The organism is Natribaculum luteum (assembly GCF_023008545.1).
Taxonomy (GTDB): Archaea; Halobacteriota; Halobacteria; order Halobacteriales; family Natrialbaceae; genus Natribaculum; species Natribaculum luteum.
Window position 1 is genome coordinate 1949982 of the sequence record NZ_CP095397.1, and the last position, 23416, is coordinate 1973397.

Genomic DNA, 23416 nt, shown 5'->3' on the forward strand with positions numbered 1-23416 from the left:
GAAATTTGTACGTGATCGGCGTACGACAGATATGACCAGCAGCACGTCAGTAAGTCGCACGGTCGCGGTCGAGCGACTCCTCGATCTCCGCACGTCTCGAGACTACCCGTCGACGGAGACGGTCGACCTCGCCCGGATCGCCGGCCGAGTGCTGGCCGAGTCGGTCACCGCACCGACGGACGTCCCACAGCACGACCGGGCGACGATGGACGGGTTCGCGTTTGCGGCGGGCGACGACTATCCGCTGACGGTCGTCGGCGAGGTCTTCCCCGAAGACCCCCCACCGACGCTCGAGCGAGGCGACGCCGTCGCGGTAGCGACCGGTGCCCTGCTCCCGGAGAGAGCCGACGCGGTTCTGATGCAGGAGGCGGCGTCTCTCGAGGACGGACGGCTGTCGTGGCCGTCGCTGTCCCCGGGGACGAACGTCTATCCCGCGGGCGCGACTGCCGCCGCCGGCGAACGGCTGTTCACAGGGGGTCAGCGACTCGCCGCTCGACACGCCGCACTCTTGCGAGACGTCGGACTCGAACGGGTGACCGTTCACCGGCCCCTCGAGGTCGGGATCCTCGCGACAGGAACCGAGATCCACGAGGGTCGCCAGCCGGATCGAGATTCGGAACTGCTCTGTAATCTCGTCCGACAGTGGGGACACGGGCCTGTCGTCAGCGACCCCGTTCCCGACGAGGAGGCGGCCGTCCGTGAGGGGATCCGAGCGGCCGTTCGAGACCACGATATCGTCGTGACGACGGGCGGGACGAGCGTCGGCAGTGCCGACCACGTTATCCGGGTTCTCCGCGATCACGACGTGCTGTTCCGAGGTGTCGACCTCCGACCCGGCCGGCCGGTCACCGTCGCAACCGTCGACGGAACGCCGGTCTGTGCGCTTCCCGGGAAGCCGGTCGCCGCTCACACGGCGGCGACGCTGGTCGTCCGGTCGTTACTCACCGGTCGCAACCGCCTCCCGACCGTTGCTGCCGAGTTCACCGCGCGAGTGACGCTTCCCGACGACGACGTGACGTTCGCGATTCCAGTCTCCCTCGAGGACGATCGAGCGACGCCGCTGGGGCACGCTACGTCGTCACTCTCGCTGTACGACGAGCGGTTTGCCCCCGGTCGCGTCGCCTCGAGTACGCGCGTCACTCTCGCCGACGGCGTCGTCCTGACTCGGAACGCGATCGACGCGGGCGAGCAGGTACGAGTCGTCCCCTACGAGGTGGTCGCGTGACCACCGACGACCTCCCCTGTTACGGTCCTGACGCGGTCACCGAGGCGTTCGAGGCGGCCGACCCTGCCGATCCGACAGTCGTCGGCGTCGTCCTCGCTGGTGGGACGAGTTCCCGCTTTGGCGAGGCGAACAAACTGCTCGCCGAACTCGAGGGCGAACCGCTGGTCCGGCACGCGACTCGGACACTTCTCGACGCCGGCCTCGCCGAGGTCGTCGTCGTCGTCGGGCACGAAGCCGAGGCCGTCCGCGCTACACTCGCCGGGTTCGACGTGCAGATCGTCCACAATCCCGACTACGACGAGGGACTGTCGACGACCGTCGAACGGGGGCTCCGCGCGGCCAGCGACGTCGATCCGAACGCCGTCGTGTTCCTCCCCGGAGACATGCCCGCCGTCGATCCAGCCACCGTCCGGCAACTCGTCGACGCTTACCGGGCAGGGCTCGGCACGGCACTGGCAGCCGCCTCCGACGGCCGACGTGGGAACCCGGTGCTGTTCGACCAGCGCCACTTCGACGCGCTTCTCGCCGTCGACGGCGACGTCGGTGGTCGCCCCGTCCTGATCGAGAGCGACGATAGTGCCTGTATTACGACCGACGATCCGGGTGTCCTCCAGGACGTCGATACGCTCGAGGATTTGCAACGCCAGCGCTGACGGCGAGCGGACGCTGCGAGCCGAGAAGCGACGGTCGCGAGACGCGAGTCCGGAAGCGTCAGAACGACGTCCCGCCGACGAGACCGTACAGAACCAGGATCCAGAGGTAACCGAGCATCCCTGCGACGAAGGGAGTGCGAGTGAGCGCGCGGACGGGGACGGCCAGCGCGTAGCCGACCGGGCGCGTCCGGGGTGGAAGCGACCGGGCGTGGCCGACCAGGTCGGCCGTGTCCGACGGACTGGGAAACGCCGTCAACGCGAAACAGGCCCCGAGCCAGACGCCGGCGAGGTTCCACGGTGGCGCGAGCGCCGACGCTGCGAGCGCGAACGCACCGATGCCGAGGACGGAGTTCCCAACCAGCGGCGCGAGCGCGATGGCGAAGTCGGCGCGAAATGAGTCGACGGGAGCGTGGTCGACGTACGCGTCGTCGCCGAACGGGTTCAACGCGGGCGTGGCGTGGACGTCGATCGAGCAGAGTCGACAGGCGAGCACGTGGGCGTACTCGTGGCTCAGGATGCCCGGAGCGAGTGCTGCAGTGACGAGCGCGTTCCAGGCAGAGCGAAGGCGGCCGGGGAACACGACCGACCTTTACTGGCCCATCCTATTCTGTATATCGACCGCTCGTCGACGGAGTACAGATGACCTTCCGTTTGGCCGCGGTTAACGGTCTCGACGGTGTGAACGTCTGTTTTCGTCACCAAAATACATTTTCGTGCTATGCGCTATGCTCTAGCAGGGACGGCGATTCGAGCCCTCCAGGGAGGCGATCGAATGAGTGAAACCCCACAGCGAGAACCCGACCGAATCGATCCCGAGTTCGACCACCGTCGCGAAGCCGTCGTCGACGAGCGCGAACTCGAGGAGGTACTCGCGGAGTACGCGATCGGTCGAGACGATCACAAGAACGCACCGGCGTTCGTGATCCGGCCGGACGACGTCCAGGAGGTGCTATCGACGTTACGCGAGGCGGAGGGATTCGACCACCTCTCGTGTATCACCGCAGAGGAGTACGAGGATCGCTACGAGTCGATCGTCCACCTGACGAAGTTCGATCAGCGAACGCACGAGGTGTCGCTCGTCGTCCCGCTGCCGAAAGACGAACCGGTGTGTCAGAGCGCTGAACCGGTCTTCCGTACCGCCGAGTGGCACGAACGCGAGGCCTACGATCTCGTGGGCATCGAGTACGACGGGAATCCAGACCTCCGGCGCATCCTGCTGCCGGAGTCGTGGCAGGGCCACCCCCTCAGCCTCGACTACGACCAGGACAAACCACAGGTCGTCAGGTACGGCGAACACGCGAATCCGATTCAACCCGACCGGAGGGACTTCGAGTCGGAGACGATGTTCATCAACATCGGGCCCCACCACCCGGCGACCCACGGTGTCCTCCACCTGAAAGTGGCCCTGGACGGCGAGACGGTCCTCGACGTCGACCCCGACATCGGCTACTTGCACCGGTGTGAAGAGCAGATGTGCCAGCAGGGCACGTACCGGTATCAGCTCATTCCCTACTCGAACCGGTGGGACTACACGGCGAACCTCCCCAACGAGTGGGCGGTCGCCCGTGCGGTCGAGGATCTGGCCGACCTCGAGGTGCCCGAGTACGCCCAGGTGTTGCGGACGATGGCCGTCGAGTTCGGCCGAATGCTCGGGCACTTCCTGGCGCTTGGCACGTTCGGTCTCGACGTCTTCGGCGACTTCACGGCGATCTTCCAGTACACGTTCCGCGATCGCGAGGTCGTCCAGAACATCCTGGAGGACCTCACCGGCCAGCGGATGATGTTCTACTACTTCCGGCTGGGCGGTGTCGCGTGGGACCTGCCCGAACCCCGTGAGGAGTTCTTCGAGAAGGTCAGAGACTTCCTCAACGGGTTGCCGGCGAAGATGGACGAGTACCACGACCTGATCGTCACCAACGAGATCTTCCAGCTTCGGTGCGTCGACACCGGGGTCCTGGAACCCGAGGTAGCGAAAGAGTACGGCTGTACCGGCCCCGTCGCCCGCGGTTCCGGGATCGACTACGACCTGCGCCGGGACGATCCCTACGGCTACTACCCGAACCTCGAGTGGAACGTCGTCACCGAGGACGGCTGTGACAACTACAGCCGCGTCCTCGTGCGCATTCAGGAGGTCGAGGAGTCCGCGAAGATCATCGAGCAGTGTATCGACTTGCTCGAGGAGTGGCCCGAGGACGACCGGCCGGTCCAGAGCAACGTTCCCCGGACGCTCAAGCCGGACGCCGACACCGAGACCTATCGCACTGTCGAGTCGGCGAAGGGCGAACTCGGCGTCTACATTCGATCCGACGGCACGAACTCGCCGGGTCGGTTCAAGATCCGCAGTCCGTGTTTCCACAACCTCTCGGCGCTGCCGGAGATGTCGGAAGGAGAGTATATCGCAGACCTGATCGCCTCTCTGGGCAGCCTCGACATCGTGCTGGGAAGCGTCGACCGCTGATACTGCCTGCTGTACCTGTTTCGGCGTCCGTCACTGTTCGTTCGTCCCGGCCGTCGTTTCTTTGCCGGTTCCCCGGAACTCGAGTGATCGGTGGTCGTAGCAGCGTCACGATGACTGACTCCATCCCGGAGCCCGGATTCGGAACCTCCGGGCACGAGGGCGAGACGTGTATCGAGAGCGTCGTCGCGGCGCTCGAGGCGGGCTATCGCCACGTCGACACCGCACAGATGTACGACAACGAGCGGGAGGTCGGGACGGCCCTCGAACGGGCGGACGTCCCCCGGGAGGACGTCTTTCTTGCAACGAAAGTCCATCCGTCGAACCTCTCGTCCGACGACGTCCTCGAGACGACCGAGGAGAGCCTCGAGCGACTCGGTGTCGACTACGTCGACCTGCTGTACGTCCACTGGCCGACCGATGCCTACGATCCCGAGGACACCTTGCCCGCGTTCGACGAGGCTCGCGACCGCGGGTTGACACGCCACGTCGGCGTGAGCAACTTCACCGTCGAGCAACTCGAGCAGGCCCGCGAGATCCTCGAGTCGCCGATCCTCGCGAACCAGGTCGAACTCCACCCGTGGCTGCAACAGGCCGACCTGCTCTCGTACGCGCGCGAACACGACGTCGAGCTCGTCGCCTACTGTCCGCTGATCCAGGGGCGGGTGACCGAAAGCGCGGACCTCGAGGAGATCGCCGCCGCCTACGACGCGACCCCGGCGCAGGTGACGATGGCCTGGTTCGCCCAGCGCGATGGCGTCGTCGCGATTCCGAAGGCGACGGGCACGCACATCGAGGAGAACCTCGAGGGACACGCGATCGACCTCGAGCCGGAAGACGTCGCCCGAATCGACGCGCTCGACCGCGGCGAGCGGCTGATCGATCCAGACGAGGCCGGCTGGAATCAGTAGGTCGGCGTCGCCGGATCGAGCACCTCGAGGGGGTGACGCGAGTCGCGACGCAGCAGGTCGTCGAGCTGGTCGCCACAGGAGGTCCCCGTCGCGACGACGAGGCGGTCTTTCGTCTCCGGCGCGGTGAACTGGTCTGCCAGGCGCTCGCCGACGTCCATGCTGAGTTCGTAGTACTCGGACTTGTAGCCGAAACTCCCGGCCATTCCGCAACACTCGACGTCGCTCTCGACGACGTCGTAGCCGCAGTACTCGAGGACCGACCGCGTGTACGGGGCGAGTCCGAGTGTCCGCTGCTGGCAGTGGGAGTGGTAGGCGATCTCCTCGCCGCCGGTCCGAAGTGCGTCCGGGTCGGCCCCGTTCTCGAGCAGCCCGTAGATGTACTCGAGGGCCTCGTAGCTGTTCTTGCGCAGTCGCTCGCAGGACGCCTCGGGGAGGAATCGCTCGTACTCGCGGTGGAAGATTGCCAGGTCGGAGGGTTCGATCACGACGACGTCCCGGCCCGCGTCGAGGTGTTCGGCCAGCGCGGCGTAGACGTCGCTGGCGCGCTCGTCGGCGGTCGCGACCATCCCCTGCGAGAGCGGAGCGCGACCGCTCTCGGGCACGGCGGGGATCCGGACGTGGACGCCGAGTGCCTCGAGGACGCGGACGGCGGCTTTCCCGCGGGCGACGTCGACGTAGTTCGTGTAGACGTCGGGGTAGAGGACGACCTCTCGGTCGCCTCTCTCTGCTCGCGGCTCCGCCGCTCGCTCTTTCGAGGCGGCGTGGCCGCCTCGCCTCTCGAACCAGTCCCGGAGCGTCTCACGCTCGAACGACGGCAGCGGTCGGCGGGCGTCGACGCCGACGGCGCGCTCGAGTCCGCGACGAACGGGACCGAGGGTCGCGAGCCAGTTCGAGAGCGGGGCGGTGGCGCTGCCGAGTTTCGCGAGCGTCTCGACGTTGCCGAACAGCCGCTTCTGGACGTCGACGCCGCCGGGTTCCTCGTCGGGGACGAGTTCGTCGTAGACGAACTCGAACTGTCCGTCGTCGCCCTCGCGGTTGAGTCGATCGCGGACGACGGTGTTGATCCACGGGATGTCGATCTTCACCGGACACTGGTTCACGCAGCGCGAGCAGCCGGTACAGAGGTCGTTGAACTCGGCGGCGCTGTCGTACCCGTAGACGCCGGCCTCCCAGCCGGTGGCGATGCCGCCGGTGTAGGTCTCGCCGCCGAAGGCGTGGCCGCCGACGGACTGGAAGTTCGCACACGAGTTCGCACACGCAGAACAGCGGATGCAGTACAGCGTCTCCCGGAGGTGCTCGTCCTCGCGCATGGCCAGCCGGCCGTTGTCGATCAACACGAGGTGGAACTCCCGGTCGTCGTCGCGCTCGTCGAACGGCACGTCCGGGTCGTCGAAGTCGACGACCGGCGACTCGACCGGCGGCGTCAGGAAGGAGACGTACGAGGTGATGTCCTGACCCGTCCCCGACCGGCCGATGAGTTCGACGAAGGGCGCGACGTCTTCGACCGAGGGGACGATCTTCTCGACGCCCGCGACCGCGACGTGCGTGTCCGGGACGACCGCCGTCTTGCGCGCGTTGCCCTCGCTCGTGACCAGCACGATCGTCCCCGAGTCGGCGGTGATGAAGTTCGCTCCCGTCATCCCCACGTCGGCGTCCCGGATGTGCTCGCCCAGCCATTCGCGGGCGAACGTCGTCAACTCCTCGGCCGTCTCGAGCGGTTCGTCGGGGTCGAACTGGGCGTTGAAGAGGCGGGCGATCTCCTCGCGAGACTTGTGGATCGCCGGTGCGATGAGATGGGAGGGTGCCTCCTCGGCGACCTGCAGGACCCACTCGCCGAGGTCGGTCTCGATCACCTCGACGCCGTCGGCCTCGAGGGCTTCGTTGACCTCGAGTTCCTCGCTGGTCATCGATTTCGATTTCACGAGGCAGTCGGCCTCCTTCTCGGCGGCGACCTCGCGAATGTACCTGTTGGCGTCTGCCGCGTCGTCGGCGAGGTAGACCGTCCCGCCGTTCGCCTCGACGGTCTCGGTCAGTTCGTCGATCAGTTCCGGCAGGCGCTCGATCGCGTCTTCCTTGATCGCACGCGCCTCGTCTTTCAGCGCCTCGTACTCCTCGAGTTCGGCGACTGACTCGTACCGGCCCTGGTTGAACCCCTGCGTGTTCTCTGCGACCGCGTCACCTTCGGTTTCGAGGAGGTGGCGGATGTAGGCGGCTTTCTCCTCGCGGGCTTCACTCACCGTCGCTCACCTCCCCGTCCTCGAGCAGGATCACGTGGACTGCCTCGGGGCCGTGGGCACCCCTCACGAGCGCACCCATATCGGCCGTGGCGCTCGGCCCCGTGGCGACGATCGCGCTCTCGCCGTCGCGCAGCCGCGGTCCGAGTCGGTCTATCGCTGTCGGCATGTCGGCGATCAGGTCCCGCTCGCGGAGGACGGGGACGTGCAGTTCGGGAAAGAGACTCACCTGTTCGGCCCCCTCGGGCGTCGACGGGAGGACGACGCTGCCGTAGTCTGCGATCCCGAACGACGCGGCCGTGACGCCCGTCGCGGCCGACTCGAGCGTCGCAGGCGTCGGACGTGCGTCGACCCACGCCGGGAGCGAGACCGACGCGAACGGCAGCGGCGTCCCGACGGCCGGTTCGCGAACGACCTCCTCGAGGGTCGACTCGAACGCCGTCGGCCGGGTCCGCGTTACCGCCACGTCCAGTTCGGCGAGTGACGTCTCGAATCGCTCGACGATCGCGCCTGTCTCGACACTCATACGTCGAACTTCGGGGCTGGCCATTTCACTGTTCTGTTAATCGCGAGGAGAAACAAATTAATTAAACAATGTAACGAATTCAATTCAAATCCCTTCCACACGTCGTACCGTTGCCGAATCAGGACGATCGTCGGAAAAAGCGGCCGACAGTTACTAACTCTCCAATCGTATCTACTATCCACTGGTTTTATATTATATAATGGATATTATTGTTCTGTTCCCACACATGGCAGATGATAACACACATACAAAGAGAGACGGGGCGAACCGGCGGCTGCCGAACAGATGGACGAGAGGGGAGGTGAGACGATGGCGACGACGGTAGAGATCCTGCTCGCCGCGACGCCGCTGTTGCTCGCCGGCATCCTTCTCGTCGGATTCCTGTGGCCGGCGACTCGAGCGATGCCGATCGCGTGGATCGTCGCGTTGCTTGTCGGCTACGGCGTGTGGAGTATGCCGCCGGAGTGGCTCGCTGCGGCGTCGATCGTCGGCGTCATGACGGCGCTCCAGATTCTCTGGATCGTCTTTGGGGCGCTCGTCTTGCTGTACACGCTGATGCAGGCGGGCGCGTTCGATCGCATCAACGCCGGGTTCGCGACGATCAGTGACGACCGCCGGGTACAGGTCGTTCTGATCGCCTTCTTCCTCGCGACGTTCATCGAGGGTGCGGCCGGCTTCGGGACGCCCGCCGCGGTCGTCGCGCCGCTGTTGCTGGGTCTCGGCTTCCCCGCCCTGGCGGCGGTCATCGCGGGACTGGTCGGCCACATCATCGCGGTCACCTACGGCGCAGTCGGCACGCCGATCATCGTCGGCATCGAAACTCCGCTCTCCGACACCGGCTTTACCGAGTCTGCGATCACGAACGCCGGCATGACCGTCCAGGAGTTCTCCGTCGAGGTCGCCGTCTGGGCGGCGACGTTTCACGCGCTCGTCGGCTTCGCGATGCCGCTGATCGCGGTCGCGATGGTCGTCTACTTCTTCGGCGAGGAACGGAGTCTCGAGCCGGCCTGGGAGGTCGCACCGCTGTGTCTGTTCTCGGGGATCGCCTTCGCTATCCCCTACTGGGCGTCGGCCCAGATCAGCGCCGAGTTCCCGGCGCTCGTCGGCTCGATGGTCGGCGGTGCGATCGTCGTCACCGCGTTGAACAGAGGCTACTTCCTCCCCGACGACGAGTGGGACTTCCCGCCACAGGAACGGTGGCCCGACCACTGGGTCGGGACGATCGCGCCCGGCGAGTCCAGCGCCCCCGGGACGACTGGCGGCCCGGACGACGCGACGGTCGCCGACGGCGCGGGTGCGAGCCCCAGCATGGCCAACGGGATCCCGCTGTGGCGCGCCTGGTCGCCGTACGTCGCCCTCGTCGTCTTGCTCGTCGTCACGCGAGTCGTCGATCCGATCGCGAACTTCCTCCAGCGGTCGATGTTCGTCACGTCGTGGTCTGACATCCTCGGGACCACCCTCGACGGCAGCATCTCGTGGGTGTACGTCCCCGGGTTCTGGCTGGTCGTCAGCGCCCTGATCGCGATCCCGCTATTTCGGATGTCGGGCGACCAGGTCACGGCGGCGTGGCGCGAAGCGGCGGAGAAGATCGTCGCACCGCTCGTCGCGCTCGTGTTCGTCATCGCCATGGTGCAGGTCATGCTCCAGTCGGGTGCCCACCCCGGCGCACCAGACGACGGCAGCATGATCGTCGTCCTCGCACAGACGACGGCGGACGTGGCCGGGCCGATCTACCCGTTCATCGCGGCACTCATCGGCGCGCTCGGTGCCGCGATGGCCGGCTCGAACACGGTGAGTAACATCACCTTCGGCGCGTTCCAGTTCGAGGCCGCCTCGCAACTCGGTCTGCCCCACCAGATCATCGTCGGTGCACAGGCCGTCGGCGGCGCGATCGGGAACCTCGTCGCGATCCACAACGTCGTCGCGGCGCTCGCGACCGTCGGTCTCGTCGGTCACGAGGGGCGCGTGATGCGACTGAACCTCATCCCGCTCGTCTACTACAGCCTCTTCGTCGGCCTCTGGGCGATGCTGTTCGTGTACGTCTTCTTCCCTGACGTCTTCTGAACAATCGCCGCTCTTTTCTCGGCTCCTTCCCTCGAGTCGAGGTACCTGATCCCAAATCGCACTATGGCAGTAGACCACAGTGGTTCGAATCCGGCAGCCGACGACCGCGCGGACTACGATTACCGGAGCGACGACGTCGACCGACCCGGCCTCGTCGACGACCTGGAACGACTCGTCGACGGCGACGTCCGCTTCGACTCCTACTCCCGGCAGCTGTACGCGACCGACGCCAGCATCTACGAAGTGACGCCGATCGGCGTCGTCTTCCCGACGTCGACGGCGGACGTCGCGGGCGTCGTCGAGTACTGCGCCGAACGCGAGATCCCCGTCTTGCCACGCGGGGGCGGGACGAGCCTCGCCGGCCAGACGGTCAACGAGGCCGTCGTCCTCGACTTCACGCGCTACATGGACGACGTCCTCGAGATCGATCCCGACGCGCGGCTGGCGACCACACAGCCCGGCATCTACCTCGGGACGCTCAACGAGGCGCTCGCCGACCACGACCTCAAGTTCGCGCCCGACCCCGCCTGGGGCGACAAGAGCGCACTCGGCGGCGCGATCGGGAACAACTCCACCGGCGCACACTCGCTGCAGTACGGCAAGACCGACGCCTACGTCGAGGAAGTCGAGGCGGTCCTCGCCGACGGCACCGTCACGACCTTCGGCGAGGTCACCCTCGAGGAACTGCGCGAGCGAGCGGGCGACGCGGACCTCGAGTCCCGAATCTACGCCCAGGTCGCCGAGATCGTCGACGAGAAGGCAGATCTGATCGAGGAGACCTATCCCGACCTCAAGCGCAACGTCTCCGGCTACAATCTGGACTGGCTGATCCGCGAGGCGCGTGGCGCCTCGGAACGCGCGAACGGCGAAGCCGGGAGCGAAGACGCCCGCGGGGCCGAACGCGGCGCAGGCGAACCCGACGCACCCGGCGGCACGGTCAACGTCGCGAAACTCCTCTGTGGGAGCGAGGGGACGCTCGCGATCGTCACCGAGGCGACGGTCTCGCTCGAGCCCGTCCCCGAGGAAAAGAGCATGGCGTTGCTCGCCTACGACACCGTCCTCGACGCGATGGAAGACGTCGCGCCGATCGTCGAACACGACCCGGCGGCACTCGAGGTGATCGACGACGTGTTCATCGACCTCGCACGCGAGACCGCCGAGTTCGCCGAGGTGACCGAGATCCTGCCGGAGGGGACTGGCGCGGTGTTGATCGTCGAGTTCTACGCCGAGGACGTCGCCGACGGGGAGCGGAAAGTTGCGAACCTGCTGGCCGACCGCTGTCCCACCGTCGAGCCCGAAGGGGAGCCCGACCCCGCCGAGGAGCGAGTCGACCTCGAGGCCGAGGTACGCGCGTTCGACGCCCTCCAGGCCTACGACCACGAGAGCCGGGCGCAGATCTGGAAGCTCCGCAAGTCGGGGCTGCCGATCTTGCTCTCGCGGACGACCGACGAGAAACACGTCGCGTTCGTCGAGGACACGGCGATTCCACCCGAAAACCTGCCGGAGTTCGTCGCGGACTTCCAGGCGATCCTCGAGGACCACGACACCTACGCCAGTTTCTACGCCCACGCCGGGCCGGGCGTCCTCCACATTCGGCCGCTCGTGAACACGAAGACCGAGACCGGCCTGGACGACGTGGAGTCGATCACTGACGCCGCCACCGACCTCGTCGTCGAGTACGACGGCTCGGTCTCGGGCGAACACGGCGACGGCCGCGCCCGCACCCAGTGGAACCGGAAGCTCTACGGCGACGAGGTCTGGGAGACGTTCCAGGAACTCAAGACGGCGTTCGATCCCGACTGGCTGTTGAACCCGGGACAGGTCGTCTTCCGCGACGACGACCCGACGGACATGACCGAGAACCACCGGTTCGGGCCGGACTACGAGTTCCACGCGGGGTTCGAGCCCGAACTGAACTGGGAGAACGACAACGGCATGCAGGGAATGATCGAGCTCTGTCACGGCTGTGCCGGCTGTCGCGGCGAACAGGCCACGACGGGCGGCGTGATGTGTCCCACGTTCCGCGCGAGCCACGAGGAGATCACGAGCACTCGCGGTCGGGCGAACGCGCTCCGCCAGGCGATGAGCGGCAACTTACCGCCGGGTGAGGTGTTCGAAGACGAGTTCGTCGAGGAGGTCATGGACCTCTGTGTCGGCTGCAAGGGCTGTGCGATCGACTGCCCGAGCGAGGTCGACATGGCCAAGCTCAAAGCCGAGGTGACCCACCAGTACCACGAGCGAAACGGCGCCTCGCTGCGCGACAGACTGTTCGCCAACGTCCACGACCTCTCGCGACTCGGGAGCACGCTCGCTCCGCTGTCGAACGCCGCGGCGAAAGTCCCCGGCGCGCGCTGGCTACTCGAGAAGACCGTCGGTATCGACGCGAACCGACCGCTGCCGACGTTCCACGCGACGACGTTTCGCGACTGGTTCGAAACGCGAGGCGGCTCTCGCGTGCGCGAGGCTGACGCCGACCGCAAAGCCGTCGTCTACCCGGACACGTACACGAACTACAGCAACCCCGACGCCGGGAAAGCCGCCGTCCGCGTCCTCGAGGCTGCGGGCGTCCACGTGACGGTCCCCGATGACCTCGGCGATACCGGCCGGCCGGCGTTCTCGAAGGGCTTTCTCGAGCAGTCACGCGAGACCGCCCGCGAGAACGTCGACGCCCTCGTCCCGCTGGTCGAGGACGGGTGGGACGTCGTCGTGATCGAACCCTCCGACGCGGTCATGTTCCAGTCCGACTACCGCGACCTGCTCGTCGGCGAGGACGTCGAGACCCTCGCCGCGAACGCCTACGGCGTCTGCGAGTACCTCGACGTCTTCCGGCTCGACGAGGACCTCGCGTTCGACGTGCCGACCGAGTCGCTCACCTACCACGGCCACTGCCACCAGAAGGCGACGCGGAAAGACCACCACGCCGTCGGCGTCCTCCGGCGTGCGGGCTACGCGGTCGACCCGCTGGATTCAGGCTGCTGTGGCATGGCCGGGAGTTTCGGGTACGAGGCCGAACACGCCTCGATGAGCGACGCCATCGCCTCAGTCCTCTACGAACAGGTCGACGACAGCGACGGTGAGCGGGTCGTCGCTCCCGGCGCGTCCTGTCGGACGCAACTCGAGGGTCGCCCCGACGGGGCGAAACCGCCGACGCCGATCGAGGTCGTCGCCGACGCCCTCGAGTGAGGCCGAAAACCGAAGTATTAAAGGCCGAATCGTCGGGAGTATCAGGCAAGAATGATCGAGGTACCTCTCCAGACGATCGACAACGTGTTACTCAATTTCCACATGGGGCACGTCCTCGTCGCGGTGTTCGTGCTGGCGGTCCTGAGCGCGCTGCCGTTGCGCTCGCGACGGGTACTCGGACTCAACATCGTGCTCGCCGGCGCGCTCTTCATGCTGGTTCCGATCAGTATGACGGGCGACTCGGGCGTCTACCGTCTGGCCGGCGTCGGCCTGCTCATCATCGGGCCGATGATCTACATGGCCGGCGAGTAGGCCGCGTTTCTCCTCTCCGCTTTTCTTCTCTCTGTGCCGTCGACTGTCGGTTGCGAGTTCACTCCTCGCGAATCAGCGCCACGCTCGCCAGTTTGTCACCGGCCGTCACCGTCGCCTCTTTCGTGAGCGCGTAGAGAATCCCGGTTCGGTCCGTCGCCGCGTCGTGTACCGTCTCGTACGTCGTCGGGTGATAGACGGTCCCGACGCTCGTCCCCGCCGGAACGAACTGACCGAGCTCGAGTGTCGGCTTCGGGCGGAACAGCCCCGACGCGCTCGCTGTGACCTGTCCGAGGTGGTTTCGCGCGACGGTCTGATCTCGATCGGGAACCGGCCCCTCGAGCATCCCGAGGTGGCGGAGGACGTCGAACAGGCCCTCGACTCCGCATTCGACGGCGTCCTCGAGAATCTGTTTGTTGTGAGCGAGTTCGGGCGTGATCGACGGAATTCCCTCGCGAGCGGCCGCGACGCGGAGTTTGCCGTCGAACCCGCGGCGGTGCCACTCGGTCGACGCCTCGTCGTGGGCCTGCTCGGACAGCAACAGGTCGGTGCCGAAAGCCGCCGCCAGCGCCCGCGAGTCGGCGTCGCCCTCGAGGTAGACCACGTGCGGGAGCATGTCGGGACTGCCCGTGTGGAGGTCGACGACGGCGTCGGCGCGTTCGACGTACTCCCAGAGGCGGGCGGCAATCCGCTGGTGGAGACTGCCCGACGGGTCGCCAGGCCAGACGCGGTTCATGTTCGGATTGACGCTGTCGAGCACTTCGGGGGTCGTGTAGGAGACGCGATCGAACGTGAGCGGGTCGGCGACGGGGACGGCGATCACCGTCCCCGACAGCGAACCGAGCGAGAGCTGGTCGTGGAACCGACGCAGTACCTCGGTGCCGTTGACCTCGCGACCGTGCTGGGCCGCCTGGACGTAGAGCGTCGGCCCGTCGCCGCCACCTTCGTAGATGTGCACCGTCGTCGTGAGGTCGGCACCCGAGGGCAGCGTGGCGAGTGTCACTTCGGCTGCCGTGTGCGACCCGGCGTTCATGGTCGACGATACGACCGCGAGAACTATGTACGTCGGGGACTGGACGCCGGCGAGCGAGACCACCATCGTTTTCACCCGTCCCGTCGTCGCTCGAGGTATGAGCAATCCAACGGCGACCCTGCACACGAGCAAGGGCGACATCGAGATCGAACTCTACGAAGAACGCGCACCGCGGACGGTCGGGAACTTCGTCGGCCTCGCGACGGGCGACCGGGAGTGGACTGACCCCGAGACGGGTGACCGCGTCACCGACGAACCGCTGTACGACGACGTGCTCTTCCACCGGATCATCGACGGCTTCATGATCCAGACCGGCGACCCGACCGGCACCGGCCGCGGCGGACCCGGCTACCAGTTCGACGACGAGTTCCACGACGAACTCCGCCACGACGATGCCGGCATCCTCTCGATGGCGAACTCGGGGCCGAACACCAACGGCTCGCAGTTTTTCATCACTCTCGACGCCCAGCCACACCTCGACGGCCGCCACGCCGTCTTCGGGGAAGTCATCGACGGGATGGACGTCGTCGAAGAGATCGGTTCCGTCGAGACCGGCGCGAACGACCGGCCGAAGGAGGACATCCTGCTCGAGTCGGTCACCGTCCACCGCGACTGACGGACAGCAGACGGGCGAACGAGCCACCGAACCGCCTTCTTCGACGGATCGACGAGGGCCAGCGGCGTCGCCGAACCGACACGAGCGCTGTGACTCGAGTCGCCGACGGACACCGAAACGCACATCCCCCCCAACCGTCAACGGACGATTGCATTCGTTCGCGAGGGTAGCCAAGCAGGCCAACGGCGGTGGGCTTAAGACCCGCTCCCGCAGGGGTCCCTGGGTTCAAATCCCAGCCCTCGCATACCGACTCGATCGACAGTGAGAGTCGTGTCTGCGAGACGCTGGGTTTGAATCAGACCGAGGTTCTGCGAACGAAGTGGCAGGTTCTCGGGCGTGGTTCAAATCCCAGCCCTCGCACTGTGTCACTCGCATCCGCGAGTGACGAGTGCGGAATGCGGGATCTGACGGAGACGAGTCACAGTGTCGACCGCCGTGAGAGGGCCCGACGACCGTCGACACGACGCGTTTTAAGTAGTCGCGCGTTCCCACTCCGGTATGGCCTCCGGTCTACTGCCCGCGGAGACGGCCGACCAGCTCGTTACGACCTGTCGAACGGCCGTCGGCGACAGCTGCCGATCCGTCACCTACTTCACTCGAGACGACTTCGAACAGCTCTACCTGCGCGAGGACCTGGAACGCGACGCCGACCTCGCGACGTTCATCGGTCACGAGTGGCGCGGGTTCAAGACCACCCAGACCGCCTACGAGGGCTCCGAACTTGGTGCGTACCGGTACACGATTCGCGTCTTCGACAACGGCTTTCTCATCCGCGTCACGTCCGACCGCGAGGGCGTCTTCGTGACGACCGACGGGCTCACGCTGAAGGACTTCGAAGAACTCGCGACCGCGATCAACTCGGTGCTCGAAGAGCGGGACCTCACCTGAGCGGCCAGGTGTCGATACTCGTCAGTCGTCGGCGGCGTCGCGTCGGGCAGCCCGTTCGACGGCGTCTTCGGACGGGCCGACCGGGAGACCGATGCCCTCCTCTGTCGTTCCGAGTACTCGTGCGAACCGTCGTCGTTCGGCGACCTTCCTGTCGATGGTCATGCCATCGAGCAACGGCCGAGGCCGTCGTAGTTATCCATCCCGTTCAGCCACCCAACGGTGGATTGTCGAGTGAAACTCGGTGAAACGATCGATACGAACGGCGACGGAGACCCTCGGACTGTCTCGCGAACGTAACGCCCTTCTCTCGCAGTCGCCTCTAGTCGAGTGATGACCGACGATTGTCCTGCACCTGTCGAGCGCGCACTCGAGGCCCACGACGCGTTCGAGGCGACCGACGAGGGGTACGAACTCACGACGACCGTCTTCGAGACGGCTGTCACCGCGACCGATGCCGAGGGCAAGCGTGACGGCGAGTTCCACGTCACGATCAGCCTGCCGGCGCTCGACGCCGCCGTCGCCGGCGAGACGGTCGCCGACGTGGTCGAAGACGGCTGGTTCGAGACACTCGAGCGCCGCCTCGAGGACACGTTCACCGTCGCCACCACGAGCACCCACGAGGAGCCACGCGTCGAGCGCGAGGGCGACGAGGTTCGGGTGCTCCTCGAGTACGTCGCCTGGAACGCTCGCGAGGGCGTCGAAGACGCGAAGACGCTGATCGAGTACGTCGAAGGGACCTACGCCCAGGGGATCATCCCCGGCTACGAGTACCAGGGCGAGGCGGCGACGCTGCTCGAGAACGCCCAGACGCGGGGACAGGAGGCGGCAGACGGCGAGCGCGGCGGGATGCCGCTGTAACCGAGGGGAAAGCCGCCGGTCAGTTCCGTTCTCGCCAGGCGGCGACACACCGGCGGTAGCGACGCTATCGTCGCCACGCCAAAGAAGTAGCCCGGCTCAGTCCATCGCGATGTACGTCTGCGTGTCTTCGACGCCCTCGATACCCTGGATCTGGGTCGCTGCGACGTCTTTGACCGCGGCCGGCGTCTCGACGTGCGCTTTCGCGATGATGTCGACGTCGCCGGCGACGATGTGTGCCGACTCGACGCCCTCGATGGCCTCGATGCTGTCTCGGAGTCGATCCGCCTCGCCCGTATTCGCTTTGATCATGACGAACGCTGTAACCATCAGTTGACACCTCCAGAACCGGCGTTTGCAGCCGCGACAGCCGGTGACTCGCCGACCAGAATCTGCCGGACGTCGCTCAGGACGTCGAAGTCGGCGAGGACGACGAGTCGATCGCCCGTCTCGAGTGACTCGTCGGCCGTCGGAATCTCGAGAACGCCATCTCGCTTGCCGAACGCGAGCAGCGTCGCGTTCGCGGGGAGCTCGAGTTCGCTGATCGTGTAGCCCCGGACGGGCGCGTCGTCGGTGATCGTCAACTCGACGATCTGTAAGCTCTGGGCGATGTCGGCGATCGCGCGAATCGTCCCGCCCAGGAGGGCGTTTTTCGCGCCCATCGCGCCGAGCCGTTCGGGATAGATCACCTCGTCGACCTCGTCGGCGTACTTGCGGTAGATGTTCTCGCGGTAGTCCTCGTCGATGCGCATGACCGTCCGACAGCCGTAGTGGTTGGCGATCATACACGCCGCGAAGTTGGCGTTCAGGTCGCCGGTCAGCGCACCGAGGGCGTCCGCCTCGTCGGCGCCGGCGTCCTCGAGGACGTCCTCCCGGGAGCCGTCGCCGACGACGACCTGAAAGTCCTGATTGCGGGCTCGGCGGACGCGCGGCTCGTCGCGTTCGACCAGCGTCACCTCGTGGCCCTCGTCGCGCAACACGCGCGCGGTCCGCAGACCGACCCGCCCTGCACCAATGATGACAAACCGCATGGGACGGGGTACGCTGGCCCCCGTGAATAAGTTTACCCCCACCAGTCGGGCAAAGACTTTAGTCGTGTGATAGAGTACCACACCGCGACAGATGGTTCACGCGTTTATTATGGTGAAGACTGCCGCCGGAAAATCGGAAGGACTCCTATCCGAGATTCGTTCTCTCGAGCCGGTCGGGAACGCCCACATCGTCGCCGGGAACTACGACATCATCACGGAGGTCGACACCGGAGAGGTCTACGACGTACTCGACGTCGCCTCCTCGAAGATACAGGGACTCGACGGCGTCAGCGACACGAAGACGTACATCGCGATGGACTAATCGGTCAGGGCGGGGGCGTGCGGGCGACTCGCCACCACCGGATTCATACTGATGGCTGTGACTGGTCGCCGACGCAACCGCACGACGGTTCACGGTTGCGGCGGTACAGACTCACAGCTATCGTTATCAGTACTCGAGTTCGCCGTGGTCGCGTTCGGTGGCGAACTCCTCGAGCCACGCTTGCTGTTCGGCGAGGCGCGGCGGCCGACGCTCGTAGACGGGTTCGAAGACGTCCTCGAGGTCGGGATGGGGCGTCTCTTCGGCGATCTCGACGGCCCGATCGACCTCGGCAGCGGCGTCCTCGTGGATCGTCTCGATCAGGTCGTCGTCGAGGACCTCCTGCTCGCGGAGGTACCGCTCGTAGCGCTCGAGTGGATCGGCGGTGCGCCACTCGGGGAGGTCGTCGCGCTCGAAGCGGTATCGCGATGGGTCGTCGCTCGTCGTGTGTGCACCCTGGCGATAGGTGAGACTCTCGACGAGGACGGGCGTCCCCTCACGCGCTCGCTCGAGGGCGTCTGCGGCCGTCTCACGAACTGCGAGGGGGTCGTTGCCGTCGACTCGCACGCCCTCGAACCCGTAGGCGTCGGCTTTCACGGCGATGGTGTCACTCGCGGTCTGTCGCTCGCTGGGCATCGAGATCGCCCAGCCGTTGTTCTCACAGAAGAAGACGACGGGTGCGTCGAAGACACCGGCGAAGTTGAGCCCTTCGTGGAAGTCTCCCTCCGAGGTCGCACCGTCGCCGAAGTAACAGACGACGGCGTGGTCGGCGTCGGCGTGGGTGGCGGCCATCCCCGCCCCCGCTGCGTGGGGGATCTGGGTCGCGATCGGGACGGACTGCGGGAAGACGTTCAGGTCGTGATCCGACGCGTACTCGGGGTGGCCACGGCGAAAGCGGAAGATGTCGCTCATCGGAACGCCGTAGGCGATCTGCATCGCGTTCGATCGGTAGGTCGGAAAGAGCCAGTCGTCCGCCGACAGCGCGTGGGCGGCACCCACCTGCGAGCCCTCCTGGCCACGGAACGGCGGGTAGCCGCTCATCCACCCGCGCCGTTGCAGCGCCAGCGCTCGCTCGTCGAACTGGCGCGTCCTGACGACGTCTCGATAGAGTGCGATCGCCTCCTCGGCCGAGAACGGAACCGACTCGAGGTCACGCTCTCCGATGACACGATCCATGTGATATGGTCGCAGGCAACGCTGAAAGTGATTCCGATACCGAAAAGAGTGCTCGGACGTTAGCGTCGGTATGGTGTCGTTCGTTTCGGTGGTCGGCCTGCTCCTGATCATCGGCCTGCACACGCTCATCGCCGCCGTCGCGACCCGTTTCCTCCGCATTCGGCTGGAGACGCAGTGGGGGACCATCCTGTACGTCCTGTTTCTGGTGCCTGTCGTTCTGTTCCTCTCGACGCTCGTGCTCAGCGGGCCGCTCGGACTCGGCATGGATCTCGGCTCCCAGCAGGCTGTCGTGATGCTCGTCATCGCACTCCCACTCACGCTGGGCTACACCATCGACGTCTTCTGGATGCCCCACCCGGACGAGATCGAACTTCCCGACACGATCGACGACTGAGACGGTCTGCTGTACCCGTTTTCCGAAACCCGCCAGACAGTTCGCGGTTGCGCCGGGAACGGCGGACCGCAGACGAGACGACCGACTACTCCTCGAGGACGCGCTCGAGGACCTCCTCGACTCGCTCGAGGACCTCCTCCGGTGGCTGGGTCGCGTCGATGCGGACGAACCGACCGGCGTCACGATCGAGCAGGCGCTCGTAGTTGTCCCGGACGGCAGCAAGGTACTCCGCTCGCTCGAACTTGTTCGTCACACCGGCGCGGGCGGCCGCAGTTTCGGGGTCGACGTCGAGATACAGCGTGAGGTCGGGGTCGACGGTGAACGCCCGGTGGATGCCGATGACGTACTCCATCGGCCGCGTCACCTCACCCTCGAGCGTCGCCCCCTGGTAGGCGTACCGCGAATCCGAGTAGCGATCCGAGATCACGAGGTCGCCCCGCTCGAGGGCGGGTTCGATCACGCGCGAGAGGTGGTCGGCGTGGTCGGCCGTGTAGAGAAAGAGTTCCGCGAGCGGATCGGCGTCGTCGTCCTCGATCGAGCGATAGACGGCGTCGCCGTACCAGGAGTTCGTCGGCTCCCGGGTGAACGTCGCGTCTGGGTAGACGTCATGCAACGCCTCCCAGACCGTCGTCTTGCCGCTGCCGTCCAGTCCCTCGAGCGTGATGAGCATGCCCGAACCTCGCGGCGAGAACTACTACAATCTGTCGAGAGGAGCCGCCCGATACCGTCGCTGGCCAGCGGGGACCTGCCCTCGTCTCTCGGGGCTACGACTCGAGGAGAATCTCGAGGGGCAACGAATATGTGAACGCATGGAGAATAGTACCGAAAGCCGTGTCCAGAGTTCACATTCCACAACTCGTCTCGACGATCGAGTCGTTTCTCGAGGCTCACCCGATCGTCTACCGGCTCCTCATGGTCGTGGTGCCGGTCGTGATGCTCTCTACGTACTGTACCGTCCGCGGCGGGATCGACCTCGACTGTGCGATCGAACTCGGCTCCGTGTTCGGCACAACCTGTGGCGTGGTCTCGGTGACCTGTGACGACTGGCTCCCTTACTGTGTAGCCGACTAGCTATTTACCACTCCAGAGACGTATCTCGAGTATGAACGTCCTCGTCGCTGGCGGAACCGGCTTCATCGGCACAAACCTCTGTGCAGAGCTACACGACCGCGGCCACGAGGTGACGGCGCTCTCGCGCGATCCCAGCGGCGTCGACCTCCCCGCAGGCGTCGAGACGGCGATGGGCGACGTCGGCGCGTACGACTCGATCGCCGGAACGGTCGCCGACCACGACGTCGTCGTCAATCTCGTGGCGCTCTCGCCGCTGTTCCAGCCGCCGAGTGGCCTCTCTCACGAGAGCGTCCACCTCCGGGGCACCGAAAACCTCGTCCGCGCCGCCGAGGAGGGCGACGTCGAGCGGTTCGTCCAGATGAGCGCCCTCGGCGCGGACCCGAACGGCGACACGGCGTACATCCGCGCCAAAGGTGTGGCCGAGCGAGTCCTCAGAGATTCCGACCTCGGGTGGGTGATCCTCCGCCCGTCGGTGATCTTCGGAGACGGCGGCGAGTTCGTCTCCTTCACGAAGAAGTTGACGACGCCGTACGTGACGGGGCTGCCCGGTGGCGGCCGGACGCGGTTTCAGCCGATCTGGGTCGGCGACCTCGTCCCGATGCTCGCCGACGCCGTCGACGACGACGAGCACGTCGGCAACACATACGAGATCGGCGGCCCCGAGGTGGTGACGCTGACCGAGGTGACGAAACTCGCCTACGAGGCGGACGGCAAGTCCGTCACCGTGCTTCCCGTCCCGATGGGGGTGGCGAAGATCGGCCTCTCCGCCGTCGGTCCCGTCCCGTTCGTCCCGTTTGGGCCCGACCAGGCGCGCTCGCTGCAGATGGACAACACCGTCGTCGAAAACGACGTCACGGCCTTCGGACGAGACGAGAGCGACCTGAAGACGCTCCCGGAGTACCTCGGACTCGAGCGCGAGACGGAGTCGGTGACGACCAAACGGACGGCCTGATAACGACGACCGTGCGTCGGTGCCGATGCGCCCGCGATTCGTCGTGGAGTGCGTCGGAGCACCGTCACTCCGACACGCCGACTCGCTGCCGGCGGTCCGCGTACTTCCGTGTCGACCGCCGCGAGCTTCGTTCGAAGCTAGTTATAAAAAAACTAACACCCTAGAGACGAACTATAGCATATCACAAGCGATTTGCCGCACAATAGTGGTGCTTTACGCCAATTTCCGCCGAAACGACAATATTTGTGAAATTCACACCATCACAAGGTTTATGTCCTTTATCGATCTGTTTTCAACGCAACGGAGCCCCCTAATCAACTATGAAGCTGGCGATGATCGGATTTGGACAGGCCGGTGGGAAAATCGTCGATCGATTCCTCGAGTACGACGAACGAACGGGAAGCGGGATCGTCCGTGCGGCGATCGCCGTCAACTCGGCGAAAGCCGACCTCATGGGACTCGATCGAATTCCCCAGGAGAATCGCGTCCTCATCGGGCAGGCTCGCGTGAAAGGCCACGGCGTCGGTGCGGACAACGAGCTCGGCGCGGAAATCGCCGAGGAGGACATCGACGAGGTACAGAACGCGATCGACGCGATCCCGACCCACGAGGTCGACGCGTTCCTCGTCGTCGCTGGAATGGGCGGCGGGACGGGATCGGGTGGCGCACCCGTCCTCGCGAAACACCTCAAGCGTATCTACACGATTCCCGTCTACGGACTCGGCGTGCTGCCGGGGACGGACGAGGGTGGTATCTACACGCTAAACGCCGCGCGCTCGTTCCAGACGTTCGTCCGCGAGGTGGACAACCTGATGGTCTTCGACAACGACTCCTGGCGAAAGGCCGGCGAGTCGGTCGAGGGCGGCTACGAGCAGATCAACGAGGAGATCGTGCGTCGCTTTGGCGTCCTCTTCGGGGCTGGCGAGGTCGGCGACGGACAGGAAGTCGCAGAGAGCGTCGTCGACTCCTCGGAGATCATCAACACGCTCTCCGGCGGCGGCGTCTCTACCGTCGGGTTCGCCTCCGAGGAGGTCGAACTCAACACCGGCGGTGGCCTCCTCTCGCGGTTTACGGGCAACGATGGCGGCGACGCCGATGGACTCGACGCCGCGAACACGACGAACCGAATCACGAGCCTCGTTCGCAAGGCCGCGCTCGGCCGGCTCACGCTCCCCTGTGAGATCGACGGCGCAGAGCGCGCCCTGCTCGTTCTCTCCGGCCCGAGTGAGTACCTGAATCGGAAAGGAATCGAACGCGGCCGCAAGTGGCTCGAGGAGGAGACCGGGAGCATGGAGGTCCGCGGTGGTGACTACCCGCGCAACGAGCCCGAGGTCTCCGCGGTAATCTTGCTCGCCGGGGTCACGAACGTCCCGCGGATCAAGCGCCTCCAGCAGGTCGCGATCGAAGCCCAGGACAACATCGAGGACATTCAGTCCGAAAGCGAGGACAACCTCGAGAGTCTCGTCGAAGACGAAGAAGACGAACTCGAGCCGCTGTTCTGAGCCCGTCTTTCGATCACTC

General features: G+C 65.9%; 24 protein-coding genes and 1 tRNA gene. 16 read left to right on the forward strand and 9 right to left on the reverse strand.

Annotated features, from left to right (window positions below):
• Positions 1 to 31: 31 nt before the first annotated feature.
• Together MU558_RS10050 and MU558_RS10055 are read left to right on the forward strand one after the other, a co-directional pair.
• Positions 32 to 1225, forward strand: coding sequence for a molybdopterin molybdotransferase MoeA (locus MU558_RS10050; protein WP_246966089.1), 1194 nt, complete (start codon positions 32 to 34; stop codon positions 1223 to 1225).
• Positions 1222 to 1878: a nucleotidyltransferase family protein gene (locus tag MU558_RS10055; RefSeq protein WP_246966091.1), complete on the forward strand. Its 657-nt coding sequence runs from the start codon at positions 1222 to 1224 to the stop codon at positions 1876 to 1878. The genes MU558_RS10050 and MU558_RS10055 overlap by 4 nt, the downstream gene beginning before the upstream one ends.
• 58 nt (positions 1879 to 1936) lie before the next feature.
• Here the strand turns inward: MU558_RS10055 and MU558_RS10060 are convergent, their stop codons facing one another.
• Positions 1937 to 2458 carry a hypothetical protein gene (locus MU558_RS10060; RefSeq protein WP_246966093.1) on the reverse strand — a complete coding sequence of 174 codons (522 nt, stop codon included), beginning with the start codon at positions 2456 to 2458 and terminating at the stop codon, positions 1937 to 1939.
• A gap of 192 nt (positions 2459 to 2650) precedes the next feature.
• Between MU558_RS10060 and MU558_RS10065 the strand changes: the two genes are divergently transcribed.
• Both MU558_RS10065 and MU558_RS10070 read left to right on the forward strand, forming a co-directional pair.
• Positions 2651 to 4336: an NADH-quinone oxidoreductase subunit D gene (locus MU558_RS10065; RefSeq protein WP_246966094.1), complete on the forward strand. Its 1686-nt coding sequence runs from the start codon at positions 2651 to 2653 to the stop codon at positions 4334 to 4336.
• Between the two features lie 110 nt (positions 4337 to 4446).
• Positions 4447 to 5244 carry an aldo/keto reductase gene (locus MU558_RS10070; protein ID WP_246966095.1) on the forward strand — a complete coding sequence of 266 codons (798 nt, stop codon included), beginning with the start codon at positions 4447 to 4449 and terminating at the stop codon, positions 5242 to 5244.
• On the opposite strand, the gene MU558_RS10075 is transcribed toward MU558_RS10070, so the two are convergent.
• Positions 5238 to 7481, reverse strand: a complete 2244-nt coding sequence (locus tag MU558_RS10075) for an LUD domain-containing protein (RefSeq protein ID WP_246966096.1) — start codon at positions 7479 to 7481, stop codon at positions 5238 to 5240. The genes MU558_RS10070 and MU558_RS10075 overlap by 7 nt on opposite strands.
• On the reverse strand, positions 7474 to 8004 hold the full coding sequence (locus MU558_RS10080) for an LUD domain-containing protein (RefSeq protein ID WP_246966097.1): 531 nt from the start codon (positions 8002 to 8004) through the stop codon (positions 7474 to 7476). Before MU558_RS10080 ends, MU558_RS10075 begins: the two co-directional genes overlap by 8 nt.
• 309 nt (positions 8005 to 8313) lie before the next feature.
• Here MU558_RS10080 and MU558_RS10085 point away from each other — a divergent pair, with 309 nt between their 5' ends.
• The 3 genes from MU558_RS10085 (at position 8314) to MU558_RS10095 (ending at position 13563) form a co-directional block, all read left to right on the forward strand.
• Entirely contained in the window at positions 8314 to 10068 is a 1755-nt protein-coding gene (locus MU558_RS10085) for an L-lactate permease (protein WP_246966098.1), read from the forward strand.
• A gap of 63 nt (positions 10069 to 10131) precedes the next feature.
• On the forward strand, positions 10132 to 13251 hold the full coding sequence (locus MU558_RS10090; RefSeq protein ID WP_246966099.1) for an FAD-binding and (Fe-S)-binding domain-containing protein: 3120 nt from the start codon (positions 10132 to 10134) through the stop codon (positions 13249 to 13251).
• A gap of 51 nt (positions 13252 to 13302) precedes the next feature.
• A complete protein-coding gene (locus MU558_RS10095; RefSeq protein ID WP_246966100.1) occupies positions 13303 to 13563 on the forward strand; it encodes a DUF8006 family protein in 261 nt (86 codons plus the stop codon).
• 58 nt (positions 13564 to 13621) lie between these two features.
• Here the strand turns inward: MU558_RS10095 and MU558_RS10100 are convergent, their stop codons facing one another.
• On the reverse strand, positions 13622 to 14593 hold the full coding sequence (locus MU558_RS10100; RefSeq protein ID WP_246966102.1) for a succinylglutamate desuccinylase/aspartoacylase family protein: 972 nt from the start codon (positions 14591 to 14593) through the stop codon (positions 13622 to 13624).
• 97 nt (positions 14594 to 14690) lie between these two features.
• On the opposite strand from MU558_RS10100, the gene MU558_RS10105 reads away from it, so the two are divergent.
• From MU558_RS10105 to MU558_RS10115, 3 genes are all read left to right on the forward strand, one after another.
• Positions 14691 to 15209, forward strand: coding sequence for a peptidylprolyl isomerase (locus tag MU558_RS10105; protein ID WP_246966104.1), 519 nt, complete (start codon positions 14691 to 14693; stop codon positions 15207 to 15209).
• 160 nt (positions 15210 to 15369) lie between these two features.
• A tRNA-Leu gene (locus tag MU558_RS10110) sits at positions 15370 to 15453 on the forward strand.
• A 254-nt stretch (positions 15454 to 15707) separates the two neighbouring features.
• The gene (locus tag MU558_RS10115) at positions 15708 to 16097 is read left to right on the forward strand and encodes a DUF7522 family protein (RefSeq protein WP_246966106.1); all 390 of its coding nucleotides are present in this window, start codon (positions 15708 to 15710) and stop codon (positions 16095 to 16097) included.
• Between the two features lie 21 nt (positions 16098 to 16118).
• Here the strand turns inward: MU558_RS10115 and MU558_RS10120 are convergent, their stop codons facing one another.
• A complete protein-coding gene (locus tag MU558_RS10120; protein ID WP_246966108.1) occupies positions 16119 to 16259 on the reverse strand; it encodes a hypothetical protein in 141 nt (46 codons plus the stop codon).
• A gap of 168 nt (positions 16260 to 16427) precedes the next feature.
• Here MU558_RS10120 and MU558_RS10125 point away from each other — a divergent pair, with 168 nt between their 5' ends.
• Positions 16428 to 16955 (forward strand): DUF5813 family protein, encoded by a 528-nt coding sequence (locus MU558_RS10125; protein WP_246966110.1) that lies wholly within the window; start codon positions 16428 to 16430, stop codon positions 16953 to 16955.
• Between the two features lie 96 nt (positions 16956 to 17051).
• On the opposite strand, the gene MU558_RS10130 is transcribed toward MU558_RS10125, so the two are convergent.
• Both MU558_RS10130 and MU558_RS10135 read right to left on the reverse strand, forming a co-directional pair.
• A complete protein-coding gene (locus tag MU558_RS10130; protein WP_246966112.1) occupies positions 17052 to 17282 on the reverse strand; it encodes an Lrp/AsnC family transcriptional regulator in 231 nt (76 codons plus the stop codon).
• Complete coding sequence (locus MU558_RS10135) at positions 17282 to 17983, reverse strand: potassium channel family protein (protein WP_246966114.1); 702 nt, start codon at positions 17981 to 17983, stop codon at positions 17282 to 17284. The genes MU558_RS10130 and MU558_RS10135 overlap by 1 nt, the downstream gene beginning before the upstream one ends.
• Before the next feature lie 91 nt (positions 17984 to 18074).
• Between MU558_RS10135 and MU558_RS10140 the strand changes: the two genes are divergently transcribed.
• Positions 18075 to 18305, forward strand: coding sequence for an Lrp/AsnC family transcriptional regulator (locus MU558_RS10140; protein ID WP_246966116.1), 231 nt, complete (start codon positions 18075 to 18077; stop codon positions 18303 to 18305).
• A 126-nt stretch (positions 18306 to 18431) separates the two neighbouring features.
• On the opposite strand, the gene MU558_RS10145 is transcribed toward MU558_RS10140, so the two are convergent.
• Positions 18432 to 19478, reverse strand: coding sequence for a thiamine pyrophosphate-dependent enzyme (locus MU558_RS10145; protein WP_246966118.1), 1047 nt, complete (start codon positions 19476 to 19478; stop codon positions 18432 to 18434).
• Positions 19479 to 19548: 70 nt separating this feature from the next.
• Here MU558_RS10145 and MU558_RS10150 point away from each other — a divergent pair, with 70 nt between their 5' ends.
• Complete coding sequence (locus MU558_RS10150; RefSeq protein ID WP_246966120.1) at positions 19549 to 19872, forward strand: DUF7991 family protein; 324 nt, start codon at positions 19549 to 19551, stop codon at positions 19870 to 19872.
• 85 nt (positions 19873 to 19957) lie between these two features.
• Here the strand turns inward: MU558_RS10150 and tmk are convergent, their stop codons facing one another.
• Entirely contained in the window at positions 19958 to 20542 is a 585-nt protein-coding gene (tmk, locus tag MU558_RS10155) for a dTMP kinase (RefSeq protein WP_246966126.1), read from the reverse strand.
• Between the two features lie 161 nt (positions 20543 to 20703).
• On the opposite strand from tmk, the gene MU558_RS10160 reads away from it, so the two are divergent.
• The 3 genes from MU558_RS10160 to MU558_RS10170 all read left to right on the forward strand — a co-directional run bounded on the left by MU558_RS10160 (position 20704) and on the right by MU558_RS10170 (position 23397).
• Positions 20704 to 20943, forward strand: coding sequence for a hypothetical protein (locus tag MU558_RS10160; RefSeq protein ID WP_246966128.1), 240 nt, complete (start codon positions 20704 to 20706; stop codon positions 20941 to 20943).
• Between the two features lie 31 nt (positions 20944 to 20974).
• Positions 20975 to 21895, forward strand: a complete 921-nt coding sequence (locus MU558_RS10165) for a complex I NDUFA9 subunit family protein (RefSeq protein ID WP_246966130.1) — start codon at positions 20975 to 20977, stop codon at positions 21893 to 21895.
• A 320-nt stretch (positions 21896 to 22215) separates the two neighbouring features.
• Positions 22216 to 23397, forward strand: a complete 1182-nt coding sequence (locus MU558_RS10170) for a tubulin/FtsZ family protein (RefSeq protein ID WP_246966132.1) — start codon at positions 22216 to 22218, stop codon at positions 23395 to 23397.
• Positions 23398 to 23416: the final 19 nt, after the last annotated feature.

Bases quoted from the DNA above. Each gene is read 5' to 3' on its own strand.
- MU558_RS10050 (WP_246966089.1), top strand. From the start codon at position 32: ATGACCAGCAGCACGTCAGTAAGTCGCACGGTCGCGGTCGAGCGACTC.
- MU558_RS10065 (WP_246966094.1), top strand. From the start codon at position 2,651: ATGAGTGAAACCCCACAGCGAGAACCCGACCGAATCGATCCCGAGTTC.
- MU558_RS10070 (WP_246966095.1), top strand. From the start codon at position 4,447: ATGACTGACTCCATCCCGGAGCCCGGATTCGGAACCTCCGGGCACGAG.
- MU558_RS10080 (WP_246966097.1), bottom strand. From the start codon at position 8,004: ATGAGTGTCGAGACAGGCGCGATCGTCGAGCGATTCGAGACGTCACTC.
- MU558_RS10085 (WP_246966098.1), top strand. From the start codon at position 8,314: ATGGCGACGACGGTAGAGATCCTGCTCGCCGCGACGCCGCTGTTGCTC.
- MU558_RS10090 (WP_246966099.1), top strand. From the start codon at position 10,132: ATGGCAGTAGACCACAGTGGTTCGAATCCGGCAGCCGACGACCGCGCG.
- MU558_RS10095 (WP_246966100.1), top strand. From the start codon at position 13,303: ATGATCGAGGTACCTCTCCAGACGATCGACAACGTGTTACTCAATTTC.
- MU558_RS10100 (WP_246966102.1), bottom strand. From the start codon at position 14,593: ATGAACGCCGGGTCGCACACGGCAGCCGAAGTGACACTCGCCACGCTG.
- MU558_RS10105 (WP_246966104.1), top strand. From the start codon at position 14,691: ATGAGCAATCCAACGGCGACCCTGCACACGAGCAAGGGCGACATCGAG.
- MU558_RS10115 (WP_246966106.1), top strand. From the start codon at position 15,708: ATGGCCTCCGGTCTACTGCCCGCGGAGACGGCCGACCAGCTCGTTACG.
- MU558_RS10120 (WP_246966108.1), bottom strand. From the start codon at position 16,259: ATGACCATCGACAGGAAGGTCGCCGAACGACGACGGTTCGCACGAGTA.
- MU558_RS10125 (WP_246966110.1), top strand. From the start codon at position 16,428: ATGACCGACGATTGTCCTGCACCTGTCGAGCGCGCACTCGAGGCCCAC.
- MU558_RS10130 (WP_246966112.1), bottom strand. From the start codon at position 17,282: ATGGTTACAGCGTTCGTCATGATCAAAGCGAATACGGGCGAGGCGGAT.
- MU558_RS10135 (WP_246966114.1), bottom strand. From the start codon at position 17,983: ATGCGGTTTGTCATCATTGGTGCAGGGCGGGTCGGTCTGCGGACCGCG.
- MU558_RS10140 (WP_246966116.1), top strand. From the start codon at position 18,075: ATGGTTCACGCGTTTATTATGGTGAAGACTGCCGCCGGAAAATCGGAA.
- MU558_RS10145 (WP_246966118.1), bottom strand. From the start codon at position 19,478: ATGGATCGTGTCATCGGAGAGCGTGACCTCGAGTCGGTTCCGTTCTCG.
- MU558_RS10150 (WP_246966120.1), top strand. From the start codon at position 19,549: ATGGTGTCGTTCGTTTCGGTGGTCGGCCTGCTCCTGATCATCGGCCTG.
- tmk (WP_246966126.1), bottom strand. From the start codon at position 20,542: ATGCTCATCACGCTCGAGGGACTGGACGGCAGCGGCAAGACGACGGTC.
- MU558_RS10165 (WP_246966130.1), top strand. From the start codon at position 20,975: ATGAACGTCCTCGTCGCTGGCGGAACCGGCTTCATCGGCACAAACCTC.
- MU558_RS10170 (WP_246966132.1), top strand. From the start codon at position 22,216: ATGAAGCTGGCGATGATCGGATTTGGACAGGCCGGTGGGAAAATCGTC.